The sequence below is a fragment of the Halanaerobium praevalens DSM 2228 genome, from assembly GCF_000165465.1.
GTDB lineage: Bacteria > Bacillota > Halanaerobiia > Halanaerobiales > Halanaerobiaceae > Halanaerobium > Halanaerobium praevalens.
Genome location: NC_017455.1, coordinates 1,854,164 through 1,867,929, shown reverse-complemented (window position 1 = coordinate 1,867,929; position 13,766 = coordinate 1,854,164). Strand labels below are relative to the sequence as shown.

Sequence of the window (13,766 nt, the reverse complement as noted above, 5' to 3'; positions counted from 1 at the left end):
AGGAGGAATAATAAGGTTATGAGTAATAATATAAGATTGCGTTTTCCCCCAAGTCCGACTGGGAAAATTCATATTGGTAATATGAGAACAGCGCTTTTTAATTGGTTAGTGACAAAACAAAAAGATGGGGAACTCGTTTTAAGAATTGAAGATACAGATCAGGCTAGATCAACTAAAGAGTTTGAAGAAATTATTATTCAAGAAATGGAATGGTTAAATCTTGATGCCGATGAAGGTGTTGGTATTGGTGGAGATTATGGTCCTTATCGACAGACTGAAAGAATTGATCTTTATCAAGAATATGCCGATAAATTATTAGAAAAAGGCTATGCATATAAGTGTTATTGTACTAAAGATGAGCTTGATCAAATGAGACAAAAAGCTATCGATAATGATCAGATGCCTCGTTATGATGGTTCTTGTAGACATCTAACTGAATCTGAGCAAAAGGCTTATGAAAAAGAGGGCAGAAAGCCAGTATTACGCTTTAAATTACCTGAGAAAGAAAGAGAAATAATTGTTCAAGACTTAATTAGGGGTGATGTTAGTTTCAATTCTTCTGTTTTAGATGATTTTATAATTTTTAAATCAGATGGAATGCCTACTTATAATTTTGCAGTAGTTATTGATGATGCTCTAATGAAAATTTCACATGTTATTAGAGGTGAAGATCATCTTTCTAATACTCCAAAACAAATCTTAATTTATGAAGCTTTAGATTTTGAACTACCTAAATTTGCTCATTTACCTTTGATTTTAGATGAAAATAAAGCTAAGCTTAAAAAAAGAGGTAAGGATTCTGTTTATATCGGAGAATTTAGAGAACAGGGATATTTACCAGAAGCATTATTTAATTTTATGGCTCTTTTGGGTTGGTCAAGTGGTGATGAGGAAGAAATACTTTCTCAAAGTGAGATTATTGAACGTTTTGCAATTGAAGATGTAAATAAAAGTGGAGCTGTATTTGATCGAGAAAAGCTAAATTGGATGAATGGTAAATATATTAGAGCAGCTGAATTAGATCGAATAGTAGATTTAGCAATTCCATTTTTGTTAGAAGCCGAGCTCGTTGATGAAGAATATGTAGCCAATAATCGAGAATGGTTAGCTAAAGTGATTGATGAAACTAGGACAGGTCTTGATTATTTAGCTCAAATTCCAGCTGAAGCTGAGCTTTTCTTAACAGAAATTGAATTTAATGATTCAGCTGAGGCTGCTGCAGAATTTAAAGGAGAAGATGTTAAATTAGTTTTTGAAACTCTAAAAGAAAAAATGTTTTCTCGTTCAGAATTAACTGCTGCAGCGGTTGGAGAAATTTTCAAAGAATTAAAAAATGAACTTGATGTTGGTGGTAGAACAATTTATCATCCAACAAGACTTGCTATAACAGGCAAGACTTCTGGTCCTGAAATGACTAGTGTAATTTCAATTTTTGGAGCTGAAGAAACTGCTAATAGATTAGATTCTGCTTTAAATTTAGCTCAAAACAGTTAAAGAACTATAATAAAAGAGTCTTCTCACTTGGAGAAGGCTCTTTTTTGAAATAAATAATTTAGTTAGATATAAAATAATATTATTCAGTAAGGGGTGTTAAGATGATAAAAGTTTATAATACTCTGACTGGTGAAAAAGAGGAATTTAAGCCAGTTGAAAAAGATAAGGTAAAAATGTATGTCTGTGGGTTAACAGTTCAAAACTATTCTCATATTGGACATATTAGAAGTGTTATTAATTATGATGTTATTAGACGTTTTTTAGAATATTTAGGTTATCAAGTTGATTATATATCTAATTTTACTGATATCAATGAAAAAATAGTCCAAAGAGCAGCAGAAGAAGATTTAAAACCGGCAGCATTAGCTAATAAATATGCAAATGCTTTTTTAGAAGATTTAAGAGAATTTAATGTAAAACCAGCAGATAAGTATTTGAGAGTAAGTGAAAATGTTGCTGAAATTATAGAAATGGTAACAACTTTGATTGAAAAAGGATATGCTTATGAAGTAAATGGTAATGTTTATTTTAGTGTAGAGAGCTTTGCAGATTATGGAAAACTTTCTGGACGTAATTTAGACGAAATGCAAGCTGGAGCTAGAATTGCTGTTAATAAGGAAAAAAGAAATCCACTAGATTTTGGGCTTTGGAAAAAAGTTGAAAGTGAAACTGGCTGGGATAGTCCTTGGGGAGAAGGTTGGCCTGGTTGGCATATTGAGTGTTCAGCAATGTCAATGAAGAGATTGGGATCAACATTTGATATCCATGGTGGTGGAGTTGATTTAATTTTTCCTCATCATGAAAATGAAATAGCTCAATCTGAAGCATATAGTGATCAAAAATTTGTTAATTATTGGCTGCATAATGGAACTGTTAACTTGAGTGGAGAAAAAATGTCTAAGTCACAAGGTAACTTTTTTACTAGCCGTGAAGTTTTAAAAGAATTTTCAGCAGAAGTAGTTCGCTATTTTCTTTTAACCAGACATTATCGTAGTCCAATTGACTTTTCTTATGAGAAATTAGAAGAAGCAGCAACTTCTTTAACTAGAATAAAAAATACTAGAAAGCAATTGGCAAAGGTTTTGAGTTTAGATATAAATTCAGCTGCAGAAAATAAAATAGAGCAAGAATTTTTTGAGAATATTATTTCTAAGAAAAAAGAATTTATAGCTGCTCTTAAAGATGATTTCAATACAGCTGAGGCAATTGGTGTTATTCATGATTTAGCTGGAGAGATAAATTCTTATATTAATCGTAAAGAATTTGATCTTAATGAAAAGAATTTTGCTTTATTAACAAAAACAGAGAAAATATTTTTAGAATTAATAGAAATTTTAGGACTTGAATTTAAGTTGGAATCAGCTAGTGAATCAGAAAGTGAATTAGTTTCTCCCTTAGTAAATTTATTAATAAAATTAAGAAATAAGGCAAGAGAAAACAAGAATTGGCAAGAAGCAGATTTAATTAGAGACCAATTAGAAGAAATAGGGATTGAAGTAATAGATAGTCCCCATGGAACTGAATGGGAAATTAATAAGGTTGAGGAGAAATAAAATGGAAATAAGACCTAAAGCAAAATTGATTAATTATAGTGAAAACCCAGAAAAAAATGTTGCTTTAGCAGCTCGTCTTTGTTATTCAGAAGCTGGAGCAGAAGAATTAGAAGCTAGAATGTCACAGGAAGATATGAATAACTTAGTGCGTAAAGTTGTTGGATTGGGTCATTACTCTACTTTAGAACATAGCTATTTTTATTTTCATTTAGTTTGTAGTAGAGTTGCAAGCCACCAGTTAGTAAGGCATAGAGTTGGAGTGTCCTATAGTCAGAGATCTCAACGTTATGTAAAAGAAGATAACTTTGATTATATTATTCCACCTAAAATTGCTAAAGATAAAAAAGCTGTTGCAGAATATAAAGCGTGGATGGAAAAAGGACGGAAAATGTATAATCAAATGTTAGCAAAAGATATACCAGCAGAGGATGCAAGATTTGTTCTACCGACAGTTAAGACTAATTTGATGGTATCTTTTAATGCTCGTTCCCTTTATCATTTTTTCAATCTTCGTTGTTGTACTAGAGCTCAATGGGAAATTAGAAGTTTAGCCAATCAAATGTTAAAACAAGTTAAAGAAGTAGCGCCAGTTTTATTTGAAAAAGCTGGCCCAGTCTGTGAAGCAGAAGCTTATTGTCCAGAAGGGGAAATGTCCTGTGGACGGATTGATTCGATTAAAAAAAGGAATGATAAATAAATGCCAAAAATTGAAGGAAGAAATCCAGTTTATGAAGCCTTAAAAGGAAAAAGGAAAATACACCGTATTTTTATTCAAGAAGAAATAACTGCTAAAATTATAGAAGATATTTTGGAATTAGCAGCAGAAAAAAATATTCCAATTAGTAGAATTTCTTCTCAAAAACTTAATGAAAGTGCTCAATCACATGCCCATCAAGGAGTAATTGCAGAAGCTGATGCTTTAGAATCCTATCAGTTAGAAGATGTAATTGAGATTAAAGCTCAAAAAGATGGAGATTCTTTAGTTGTGATTCTCGATGAAATTAAAGATCCACATAATTTTGGAGCAATAATTAGAACAGCTTATGCAGCAGGAGCAGATGCAGTAGTTTATCAAGAAAGAAGGGCTGTAGGTATAACACCTGTTGTTTTAAAAGCGGCAGCTGGAGCTGCCGAACATTTACCTTTAGTTCAAGTTTCTAATATTAATTATGCTATTCGTGATCTTAAAGAAGCTAATTTTTGGATTGCAGGTGCTGATGCAGCAGCTGACCAAACTCATTTTGAAGCTGATTTTGGTGGTTCTATTGGCCTAGTAATTGGAAGTGAAGGAAGTGGACTGAGAAGACTAGTGCGAGAAAATTGCGATTTTTTAGTTAAAATCCCAATGAGTGGTAAATTAGGTTCGCTTAATGCTTCTGTAGCAGCCTCTGTTATTATCTATGAAATTTTCCGTCAGCGTGGAAAAGATATTTCTTGACGAAAGTTTTTTTAGCAAGTATAATAGTAATGTGATGGATAAGGGAGGGGATTCTGGTTGAAGATGAATGCTCATGAACTTGATTTTGATGATATCAGTTTAGAAGAGTATCAACAGATGTCCGATGATGAACTAGTCGAGCTGGTACATCAAGGGGATATGGAAGCTCAGGAAACTCTGATTAAACGTTATAAAAATTTTGTACTTGCTAAATCACGCTCTTATTTTTTAGTCGGTGCTGATCGCGAAGATATAGTGCAAGAAGGCATGATCGGCCTTTATAAAGCAGTGCGTGATTATAAAATTGAGAGATTAGCTTCTTTTAGAGCTTTTGCAGAATTATGTATAACACGTCAGATCATTACTGCAATTAAAGCTGCTACTCGCCAGAAACACCAGCCTTTAAATACTTATATATCTTTAAATAAACCGATTTATGATGAAGAATCAGATAGAACACTTTTAGATATTTTAAAAGGTGGTAAATTATCTAATCCAGAAGCTTTATTTATTAGTAATGAAACTTATGATTTAATAGAATCTGAAATTTCTTCAATGCTAAGTGATTTAGAATTTGATGTTTTGCAAGAATACTTAGATGGTAAATCATATCAGAAAATTGCTGATAGTTTAGGTAAGCATGTAAAATCTGTAGATAATGCTTTACAGAGAGTTAAAAGAAAATTAGAAGTGTTTTTAGAAAAACATAATATTTAATTATGGATTATTTTAATCACTTTTAATTTAAATAAATATGGCTGTTAGAATTGACAGCAGTTGGCAAATAACCGCCAACTCTTTTTTGTGAGAATTTTATTCTAATAGCTACATAAAAAATCAATTAAATTTTTAAGGGGGAAAAGAAAATGGCAAAAGAAAAATTTGAGAGAAATAAACCACATGTTAACATAGGAACAATAGGACATGTTGACCATGGTAAAACAACACTAACAGCAGCAATCACAAATGTGTTAGCAAACTATGGTGGAGCAGAAGTAAGAGCATTTGATACAATTGATAATGCTCCAGAAGAAAAAGAGAGAGGAATTACAATCGCAACCTCTCACGTAGAGTATGAAACAGAATTAAGACACTATGCTCACGTAGATTGCCCAGGACACGCTGACTATGTAAAGAATATGATTACAGGTGCAGCTCAGATGGATGGAGCAATTCTAGTAGTATCTGCAGCAGATGGACCAATGCCTCAAACAAGAGAGCATATTCTATTAGCAAGACAGGTTGGAGTACCCTCAATCGTAGTCTTTTTAAACAAAGCAGATATGGTAGACGATGAAGAGTTAATCGAACTTGTAGAAATGGAAGTAAGAGAACTCTTAGACGAATACGATTTCCCTGGAGATGACATTCCTGTAGTAGTAGGATCAGCTCTTAAAGCTGCAGAAAATGGAGATCCAGAAGGAGAATGGGGTAAGAAGATTATTGAGCTTATGGACAATGTAGACAGCTATATTCCAGAGCCAGAAAGAGATACAGACAAACCATTCTTAATGCCTGTAGAGGATGTATTCTCAATTACAGGACGTGGAACAGTAGCAACAGGAAGAATTGAAAGAGGAGTGCTACACCCACAAGACGAGGTAGAATTAGTAGGAATTAAAGATACAGAAACAACAGTAGTAACAGGAGTAGAAATGTTCCGTAAGATGTTAGATGAAGCACAAGCAGGAGATAACATTGGAGCATTATTAAGAGGTGTAAAAAGAGAAGACATTGAAAGAGGTCAAGTTCTAGCAGCACCAGGAAGTATTACTCCACATACTAAGTTTTATGCTGAAGTATATGTATTAAGTAAAGATGAGGGTGGAAGACATACTCCATTCTTTGATGGATATAGACCACAGTTCTATTTCCGTACAACAGATGTAACAGGAAACATTCAATTACCAGAAGGAGTAGACATGGTAATGCCTGGAGATAACATTGAAATGACAGGAGAACTAATTACTCCAATAGCTATGGAAGAAGGACTACGTTTTGCAATCCGTGAAGGTGGTCACACAGTAGGAGCTGGAGTTGTAACTGAAATTATTGAGTAAGTTAAGCTTTAAATTTTAGTTTATAAAAACTTAAATTTAATTCCATAAGCATGTGCAGAACAGACTGCACGTGCTTTTTTTCTAAAAAAACATTGACATTAGTTCTGAAATGTGGTAAATTAATTAAGGTTAACAATCTAAAATAATAATTTGATTTTAAATATATAATTTTCAAGCAGTAGCTGTTTGATTGAGGAGGTGGATTTACGGTGAGAGAGATTATTACACTTGAATGTACAGAATGCAAAAACCGCAATTATTCTACCAAAAAAAATAAAAAAAATACTCGTGATAGATTAGAATTAAAAAAATATTGTAAGTTTTGTAAAGAACACACACTCCATCGTGAAACAAAGTAGATTATTAATACTTTAGCTGAGGAAGTGATTTAAAGATGGCAAAAGAACTCGGTTTTTTTGGTAAAATATCCAAATTTTTTAAATCAGTTAAATCTGAATTAAAAAAAGTTAACTGGCCAAATAAAGAAGATATTACTTCAAATACTTTAGTTGTAATTGTAACAGTAGTTGCTTTAATATCATTTATTGGTGTCATAGATTTTGCACTGGCTAATATAATTACTCCATTAATTTCCTAATTGAGGAGGTGAGGATTCTTAAGTGAATCCTTAAATATGAGTGAAGAAAGTAAGTTTAATCAAGAAATGGAAAAAGGAAAAGATGATATTCCTTGGTATGTTGTTCATACATACTCAAGTCATGAAAGAAAAGTTAAGGCAAATCTTGAAAAAAGAATAGCCAGTACAGGTATGGAAGATAGTATTTTTAGAATATTAGTTCCAACTGAAAAAAAGATTGAAAAGAAAAAAGGGAAAGATGAAGTTGTTAAAAAAAGGATTTTTCCCGGCTATATTTTATTGCAAATGAAAATGAACGATAAATCTTGGTATGTTGTCAAAAATACACCTGGAGTTATTGGTTTTGTTAGTGGAGGTACTAAACCTTTACCCGTTGCTAAAGAAGAAGTTGATGCAATTTTAAGTAGTATGGGTGAAAAAGCTAAAAAAGTTTCTGTTGACTTTGAAATTGGGGATCAAGTAACTGTAAAACATGGTCCTTTTGAAGATTTTGATGGAGTTATTAAAGAAATTCATCCAGAACAGGGTAAAGCTAAAATTTTAGTTTCAATGTTTGGACGTGAAACTCCTGTTGAACTAGAGTTTGATCAATTCGAAAAACACTAGTTTGTTTTATTTATATAGATAATAATTTTAAAAGACAAAAGAAAGGGGTGTTTTAAATGGCTAAAAAGATTATGACAACTATTAAATTGCAAATTCCTGGAGGTCAAGCTAATCCAGCACCACCTGTAGGTCCTGCTTTAGGACAACATGGTGTGAATATTATGGAATTTTGTAAAGCATTTAATGCTAAAACTAAAGATAACCAAGGAACATTAATTCCAGTGGAAATCACAGTTTATCAAGATCGTTCATTCGATTTTATTACTAAAACTCCACCTGCTGCTGTATTATTAAAGCAAGCTGTAGGAATTGATACTGCTTCTGGAGAACCAAATATAAACAAGGTTGCTACAGTAAGCAAAGATGCTGTACAAAAAATTGCTGAAACTAAAATGCAAGACTTAAATGCTGGTAGTTTAGAAGCGGCAATGAGCATGATCGAAGGTACTGCAAGAAGCATGGGAATCTTAGTAGACTAAAGTTTATAATTATAGTTGATTTAGTGGGAGGAAATTCCGTTAATACCACAAAGGAGGAAAAATAATGGCAAAAAGTAGACGTTATGTAGAAACATTAGAGAAAGTTGAGCTAGAAAAATTATATAGCCCTCAAAATGCTTTTGAATTAGTTAAAGAACTTGCAACTGCAAACTTTGACGAAACAATTGAGCTTTCAGCAAGATTGGGAGTAGACCCTAAGCATGCTGATCAAAATATTAGAGGAACTGTTGTTTTACCGGAAGGTACAGGTCAGGAAGTGACTTTAGTAGTATTTGCTAAAGGCGAAAAAGCTAAAGAGGCTGAAGAAGCTGGAGCTGATTTTGTAGGTGGCGAAGAACTAGCAGAAAAAATTGAAGGTGGCTGGTTAGATTTTGATTTAGCTATTGCTACACCTGATATGATGAGTGTTGTTGGTCGTCTAGGTAGAGTATTAGGACCTAAAGGTTTAATGCCTAATCCTAAAGCAGGTACTGTAACTTTTGAATTAGAAAAAGCAGTAGCTGAATTTAAAGCAGGTAAGCTTGAGTACCGTGTTGATAAAACTGGTATTGTTCACTTACCAATTGGTAAAGCATCTTTTACTGAAGTAGAGCTTTTAAATAACTACCGTAAAATTATGGATACTTTAGCAAAAGAACGTCCTGCAGCAGCTAAAGGTAGATTTTTAAGATCCTTAACTATTTCTCCAACCATGGGGCCTGGAGTTAAAATTGATCCAGCAGCTACTATGAATTATTTAGAGGAATAAAAAAAGTTTGACCTGTTAAATTTTTTATGTTATATTTATTGAGACAAGAAAATAACCTATCCGAAGACAGTAGGGGCTAAATGCTTAAATTTCCTACCGAGGTAAATTTTTGCGAAATTAATTTTGCATTTATACCTCCTGACTGTCTACAGGAGGTTTTTTCAATTATAAATTAATTATTTTCAAGCAGATATTTTAAGGGGGGTGAAAATGTGGCAAGACCAGAAAAAGAAGCAGTTGTTAAAGAACTTACTGATAAATTTAGCAGCGCAAAATCACTTGTAGTTACTGATTACTTAGGTTTAGATGTTGCTGAAATGACAGAATTAAGAAGTCAGTTAAGGGAAGCTGGAGTAGAGTTTAAAGTTGTAAAAAATACTTTGGCTACTATTGCTGCTAATGATGTTGAAATGGAAGAAATGACTGAATATTTCTCAGGTCCTACAGCTATAGCATTTGGTGAAGATGATGCTGTATCTCCTGCTAAAGTTTTAGTAGAATTCGCTAAAGATCATGAAGTTTTAGAGATTAAAGCTGGTCTTTTAAATGGTGAAATCATAAGTAAAGAGAAAGTGGAATCCTTAGCAGAAATTCCATCCAGAGAAGAACTACTCGCAAAAGCTTTTGCAAGTATGAAAGCACCCCTTACTGGATTGGTCAACGTATTGCAGGGTAATATCCGCGGCTTAGTACAAGTATTAAATCAAATTAAAGAAGAAAAAGCTTAAAAAAAATAAGGAGGATTAATATAATGAATAAAGAAGAAATCATGAGCGCAATTGAAGAAATGAGTGTTTTAGAATTATCCGAGTTGGTTGAAGACTTAGAAGAAAAGTTTGGTGTAAGTGCAGCTGCACCTGTAGCAGTAGCTGGTGGAGCAGCTGGAGCTGGAGCAGCAGCAGAAGAAAAATCTGAATTTGATGTTTTCTTAGCTGATATTGGTGGTAAGAAAATTAAAGTTATTAAAGCTGTGCGTGAATTAACAGGTTTAGGACTTAAAGAAGCTAAGGGTGTAGTTGATGATGCTCCAGGTAATGTAAAAGAAGGATTAAGCAAAGAAGATGCAGAAGAAATGAAAGAAAAATTAGAAGAAGCTGGTGCAACTGTAGAACTTAAGTAATTAGGTTTTTAGTATAGGAATTATTGAATAGTCCCGCTGTATAATTTTATGCAGTGGGACTATTTTTTCATGATAGAACTAGAATATGAAATTATCTTTTTTATAGATTTATTTATTATTTTCATTATTCATATAATTATTTAGTTTAATAAATTGGGTTTAATCATTAATTTGTTTCTTATATTAATTATGAAGGTAATGAGTAAGTTAAAGTTTTTAAATTAGATAATTTCATATATTTTCTCTTGACAAGACGAAATTCCTGTGCTATCATTATTAGATGTCTATAAGGTAAATAAAAGATGATTATTATGGGATAGTTTCAGCTAATTATTAGAAATTCCTGGGGGTGCAATGATGTCAACGGCAAGGAAAAGATATAGTTTTAGTAAAATTGATGACGCGATGGACTTGCCAGATCTGATTTATACACAATTAAATTCATACCAATGGTTTTTAGAAGAGGGACTGCATGAGGTATTTAATGAAATATCTCCAATTGAAGATTTTTCTGAAAATCTAGTACTTGAATTTGTAGATTATTATTTAGAAGACCCTGAATACACAGTGCAAGAGTGTCGTGATAGAGATGCTACTTATTCGGCTTCTTTGCAGGTTAAAGTTCGTTTGATTAATAAAGAAACAGGAGAAGTCAAAGAACAAGAAGTGTTTATGGGTGACTTTCCACTAATGACTGAAAAGGCAACATTTATTATTAATGGTGCCGAAAGGGTAGTGGTTAATCAGCTGGTTCGATCATCGGGTGTTTATTTTAGTGATGAAAGAACAAAAGATGGGCGCCGACTAATTACAGGTAGTATAATTCCTAACCGTGGTGCTTGGATAGAATTTGAATACGATAAAAAAAGAATAGTTTCTGTAAGAGTTGATAGAACAAGAAAACTTCCATCAACTGTTTTGTTACGCGCACTTGGTTTTGGTACAGATGCAGAAATTACAGATGAATTTGGTGATTCTGAAGTTTTACATGATACTTTAGAAAGAGATAATACTGATTCAAAAGAAGAAGCCTTAATTGAATTGTATAAAAGATTGAGACCTGGTGAACCACCAACAGTAGAAAGTGCTACAAATCTTTTAGATTCTTTATTTTTTGATCACAAAAGATATGATATGGCTGCCGTAGGTCGCTATAAATTAAATAAAAAATTAGAGGTAGATGTTGATAAAGATCGCAAATATCTGCATATTGATGATATTGCAGCAACTGTAAAATATATGATTAAATTGATTTATAATGATCCAGAAGCATATATTGATGATATTGATCATTTAGGAAATAGACGTTTAAAAACAGTAGGTGAACTTTTACAAAATCAATTTAGAATTGGTTTATCAAGAATGGAAAGAGTAGTTAGAGAGAGAATGACCATTCAAGATATTGATGTAGTTACACCACAGGCTTTAATTAATACTAGACCTGTTGTAGCTTCTATTCAGGAATTCTTTGGTAGTTCACAGTTGTCACAGTTTATGGACCAAACTAATCCAATGTCTGAGTTAACTCACAAAAGAAGATTATCTGCTTTAGGACCTGGTGGTTTAAGTAGAGAAAGAGCAGGTTTTGATGTACGTGATGTTCACCATTCACATTATGGACGAATTTGTCCAATTGAAACTCCTGAGGGGCCAAATATTGGTTTAATTGGTACAATGGGAACTTATGCAAAGACAAATGAATTTGGATTTATTATGACTCCTTATCGGAGAGTTGTTGATTGTCGAGTTACTAGTGACATTGATTACTTAACTGCTGATGAGGAAGATAAACATATAATCGCACAGGCAAATGCTGAAATTGATGAAGATGGTAATTTCACTAGTGAATTTGTTATTGCTCGTAAAAGAGGAGATATTCTGGAAGTTCACCCAGAAGACTTAGATTATATGGATGTTTCAACTAAACAAATGGTAGGGGTATCTGCAGCAATGATACCTTTCTTAGAAAATGATGATGCTAACAGAGCTTTAATGGGAGCGAATATGCAGCGTCAAGCTGTACCACTAATGATTACTGATGCACCAATGGTTGCAACTGGTATGGAATATAAAGCTGCCAAAGATTCAGGAGCAGTTATTGTTGCTGAAAAAGGTGGAGAAATTGTTAGTGTAAGCTCTAACAAAATAATGGTAAAGAATGATGAAGGTTTAATTGATAGCTATCATTTAATGAAATATAAAAGATCGAACCAGGGTAGTTGTATGAACCAAAAGCCAATTGTAGCTAAAGGTGATACAATTGAAAAAGGTGATATTATTGCTGATGGTCCTTCAACTGAAAAAGGTGAAATGGCTTTAGGACGTAATTCATTAATTGCTTTTATGCCTTGGGAAGGATATAACTATGAGGATGCTATTTTAATTAGTGAAAATCTAGTTAAAGAAGATGCATTTACTACAATTCATATAGAAGAACATGAAGCAGAAGCTAGAGATACAAAACTTGGTCCTGAAGAAATAACTCGTGATATTCCAAATGTGGGTGAAAGTTCACTTAAAAACCTTGATGAAAGAGGAATTATTAGAGTTGGGGCTGAAGTTGAAGAAGGAGATATTTTAGTAGGTAAAGTTACTCCAAAAGGGGAAACAGAATTATCTGCTGAAGAAAGACTTTTAAGAGCAATCTTTGGTGAAAAAGCACGTGAAGTAAGAGATACATCACTTAAAGTTCCCCACGGAGAAGTTGGAATAGTAGTTGATGTTAAAGTCTTTTCTCGAGAACAGGGAGATGACTTAAAACCTGGGGTTAATCGTTTAGTTCGGGTTTATGTAGCTACTAAAAGAAAAATATCTGTAGGAGATAAATTAGCAGGCCGTCATGGTAATAAGGGTGTTATTTCAAGGATTTTACCAGAAGAGGATATGCCATTTTTACCTAATGGAGAACCAGTTGAAGTTGTGCTTAATCCACTTGGAGTACCATCAAGAATGAATATTGGACAGGTGCTGGAAACACACCTTGGAATGGCAGCTAGAGCATTAGGGATTTATACTGAGACTCCTGTCTTTAATGGTGCAACCGAAATTGAAGTAGAAGATATTTTAGAAGAAGCTGGTTTGTCTCGTGATGGTAAAACAGTTTTATATGATGGTAGAACTGGAGAAAGATTTGAAGAAAGAGTAACAGTTGGAGTTATGTATATTCTTAAATTACATCACTTAGTTGATGATAAATTACATGCCCGTTCAACTGGTCCTTATTCGCTTGTTACACAGCAGCCACTTGGAGGTAAAGCTCAATTTGGAGGCCAGCGTTTTGGTGAAATGGAAGTTTGGGCTTTAGAAGCTTATGGAGCAGCCTATACTTTACAAGAAATGCTGACTATTAAATCTGATGATGTAGTAGGAAGAGTAAAAGCATATGAAGCAATTGTAAAAGGTGAAAATGTTCCTGATCCTGGTATTCCAGAGTCATTTAAAGTATTGATTAAAGAGATGCAGAGTCTTGGTCTTGATGCTAGAATCTTTACTTCTGATGAAGAAGAATTGCAAGTTGCTGAAAATGAGGATGAAATGATGGAAACTGCACAAAAACTTGGTTTAGATACAGACTTAAAATTAAGTCGTGATAATGATGATAAAGACGAATAATTCCAATATAGAAAGGGGAGAGACCCTTGTTAAATGT

The 13,766-nt window shown here is 33.2% G+C and carries 14 protein-coding genes and 1 other annotated feature; all 14 genes read left to right on the top strand.

Annotated elements, in window-relative coordinates; genetic code table 11:
- Nucleotides 1-18 precede the first annotated feature (18 nt).
- The 14 genes from gltX (at nucleotide 19) to rpoB (ending at nucleotide 13,729) form a co-directional block, all read left to right on the top strand.
- Nucleotides 19-1,494: a glutamate--tRNA ligase gene (gene gltX / locus HPRAE_RS08705; RefSeq protein WP_014553850.1), complete on the top strand. Its 1,476-nt coding sequence runs from the start codon at nucleotides 19-21 to the stop codon at nucleotides 1,492-1,494.
- A 101-nt stretch (nucleotides 1,495-1,595) separates the two neighbouring features.
- Nucleotides 1,596-3,047 carry a cysteine--tRNA ligase gene (gene cysS, locus HPRAE_RS08700; protein ID WP_014553849.1) on the top strand — a complete coding sequence of 484 codons (1,452 nt, stop codon included), beginning with the start codon at nucleotides 1,596-1,598 and terminating at the stop codon, nucleotides 3,045-3,047.
- Between the two features lies 1 nt (nucleotide 3,048).
- Entirely contained in the window at nucleotides 3,049-3,744 is a 696-nt protein-coding gene (thyX, locus tag HPRAE_RS08695; protein ID WP_014553848.1) for an FAD-dependent thymidylate synthase, read from the top strand.
- The gene (gene rlmB / locus HPRAE_RS08690; protein ID WP_014553847.1) at nucleotides 3,745-4,485 is read left to right on the top strand and encodes a 23S rRNA (guanosine(2251)-2'-O)-methyltransferase RlmB; all 741 of its coding nucleotides are present in this window, start codon (nucleotides 3,745-3,747) and stop codon (nucleotides 4,483-4,485) included.
- A 57-nt stretch (nucleotides 4,486-4,542) separates the two neighbouring features.
- Nucleotides 4,543-5,202: an RNA polymerase sporulation sigma factor SigH gene (gene sigH / locus HPRAE_RS08685; protein WP_014553846.1), complete on the top strand. Its 660-nt coding sequence runs from the start codon at nucleotides 4,543-4,545 to the stop codon at nucleotides 5,200-5,202.
- A gap of 149 nt (nucleotides 5,203-5,351) precedes the next feature.
- Nucleotides 5,352-6,545 carry an elongation factor Tu gene (gene tuf / locus HPRAE_RS08680; protein ID WP_014553845.1) on the top strand — a complete coding sequence of 398 codons (1,194 nt, stop codon included), beginning with the start codon at nucleotides 5,352-5,354 and terminating at the stop codon, nucleotides 6,543-6,545.
- Nucleotides 6,546-6,754: 209 nt separating this feature from the next.
- Nucleotides 6,755-6,904: a 50S ribosomal protein L33 gene (gene rpmG / locus HPRAE_RS08675; protein WP_014553844.1), complete on the top strand. Its 150-nt coding sequence runs from the start codon at nucleotides 6,755-6,757 to the stop codon at nucleotides 6,902-6,904.
- A gap of 35 nt (nucleotides 6,905-6,939) precedes the next feature.
- On the top strand, nucleotides 6,940-7,143 hold the full coding sequence (gene secE / locus HPRAE_RS08670; RefSeq protein WP_014553843.1) for a preprotein translocase subunit SecE: 204 nt from the start codon (nucleotides 6,940-6,942) through the stop codon (nucleotides 7,141-7,143).
- A gap of 36 nt (nucleotides 7,144-7,179) precedes the next feature.
- Nucleotides 7,180-7,749, top strand: a complete 570-nt coding sequence (gene nusG / locus HPRAE_RS08665; RefSeq protein ID WP_014553842.1) for a transcription termination/antitermination protein NusG — start codon at nucleotides 7,180-7,182, stop codon at nucleotides 7,747-7,749.
- A 56-nt stretch (nucleotides 7,750-7,805) separates the two neighbouring features.
- The gene (gene rplK / locus HPRAE_RS08660; protein WP_014553841.1) at nucleotides 7,806-8,228 is read left to right on the top strand and encodes a 50S ribosomal protein L11; all 423 of its coding nucleotides are present in this window, start codon (nucleotides 7,806-7,808) and stop codon (nucleotides 8,226-8,228) included.
- A gap of 64 nt (nucleotides 8,229-8,292) precedes the next feature.
- A complete protein-coding gene (gene rplA, locus HPRAE_RS08655) occupies nucleotides 8,293-8,997 on the top strand; it encodes a 50S ribosomal protein L1 (RefSeq protein ID WP_014553840.1) in 705 nt (234 codons plus the stop codon).
- A 42-nt stretch (nucleotides 8,998-9,039) separates the two neighbouring features.
- Nucleotides 9,040-9,169, top strand: a sequence feature (ribosomal protein L10 leader region).
- 40 nt (nucleotides 9,170-9,209) lie between these two features.
- Nucleotides 9,210-9,725: a 50S ribosomal protein L10 gene (gene rplJ, locus HPRAE_RS08650; RefSeq protein ID WP_014553839.1), complete on the top strand. Its 516-nt coding sequence runs from the start codon at nucleotides 9,210-9,212 to the stop codon at nucleotides 9,723-9,725.
- Between the two features lie 23 nt (nucleotides 9,726-9,748).
- A complete protein-coding gene (gene rplL / locus HPRAE_RS08645) occupies nucleotides 9,749-10,117 on the top strand; it encodes a 50S ribosomal protein L7/L12 (RefSeq protein ID WP_014553838.1) in 369 nt (122 codons plus the stop codon).
- Between the two features lie 357 nt (nucleotides 10,118-10,474).
- Complete coding sequence (gene rpoB / locus HPRAE_RS08640) at nucleotides 10,475-13,729, top strand: DNA-directed RNA polymerase subunit beta (RefSeq protein ID WP_014553837.1); 3,255 nt, start codon at nucleotides 10,475-10,477, stop codon at nucleotides 13,727-13,729.
- Nucleotides 13,730-13,766 lie beyond the last annotated feature (37 nt).

What these genes read in the sequence shown, in the direction of transcription:
- gltX (WP_014553850.1), top strand. Translation starts at nt 19, where the DNA reads ATGAGTAATAATATAAGATTGCGTTTTCCCCCAAGTCCGACTGGGAAA.
- cysS (WP_014553849.1), top strand. Translation starts at nt 1,596, where the DNA reads ATGATAAAAGTTTATAATACTCTGACTGGTGAAAAAGAGGAATTTAAG.
- thyX (WP_014553848.1), top strand. Translation starts at nt 3,049, where the DNA reads ATGGAAATAAGACCTAAAGCAAAATTGATTAATTATAGTGAAAACCCA.
- rlmB (WP_014553847.1), top strand. Translation starts at nt 3,745, where the DNA reads ATGCCAAAAATTGAAGGAAGAAATCCAGTTTATGAAGCCTTAAAAGGA.
- tuf (WP_014553845.1), top strand. Translation starts at nt 5,352, where the DNA reads ATGGCAAAAGAAAAATTTGAGAGAAATAAACCACATGTTAACATAGGA.
- secE (WP_014553843.1), top strand. Translation starts at nt 6,940, where the DNA reads ATGGCAAAAGAACTCGGTTTTTTTGGTAAAATATCCAAATTTTTTAAA.
- nusG (WP_014553842.1), top strand. Translation starts at nt 7,180, where the DNA reads ATGAGTGAAGAAAGTAAGTTTAATCAAGAAATGGAAAAAGGAAAAGAT.
- rplK (WP_014553841.1), top strand. Translation starts at nt 7,806, where the DNA reads ATGGCTAAAAAGATTATGACAACTATTAAATTGCAAATTCCTGGAGGT.
- rplA (WP_014553840.1), top strand. Translation starts at nt 8,293, where the DNA reads ATGGCAAAAAGTAGACGTTATGTAGAAACATTAGAGAAAGTTGAGCTA.
- rplL (WP_014553838.1), top strand. Translation starts at nt 9,749, where the DNA reads ATGAATAAAGAAGAAATCATGAGCGCAATTGAAGAAATGAGTGTTTTA.
- rpoB (WP_014553837.1), top strand. Translation starts at nt 10,475, where the DNA reads ATGTCAACGGCAAGGAAAAGATATAGTTTTAGTAAAATTGATGACGCG.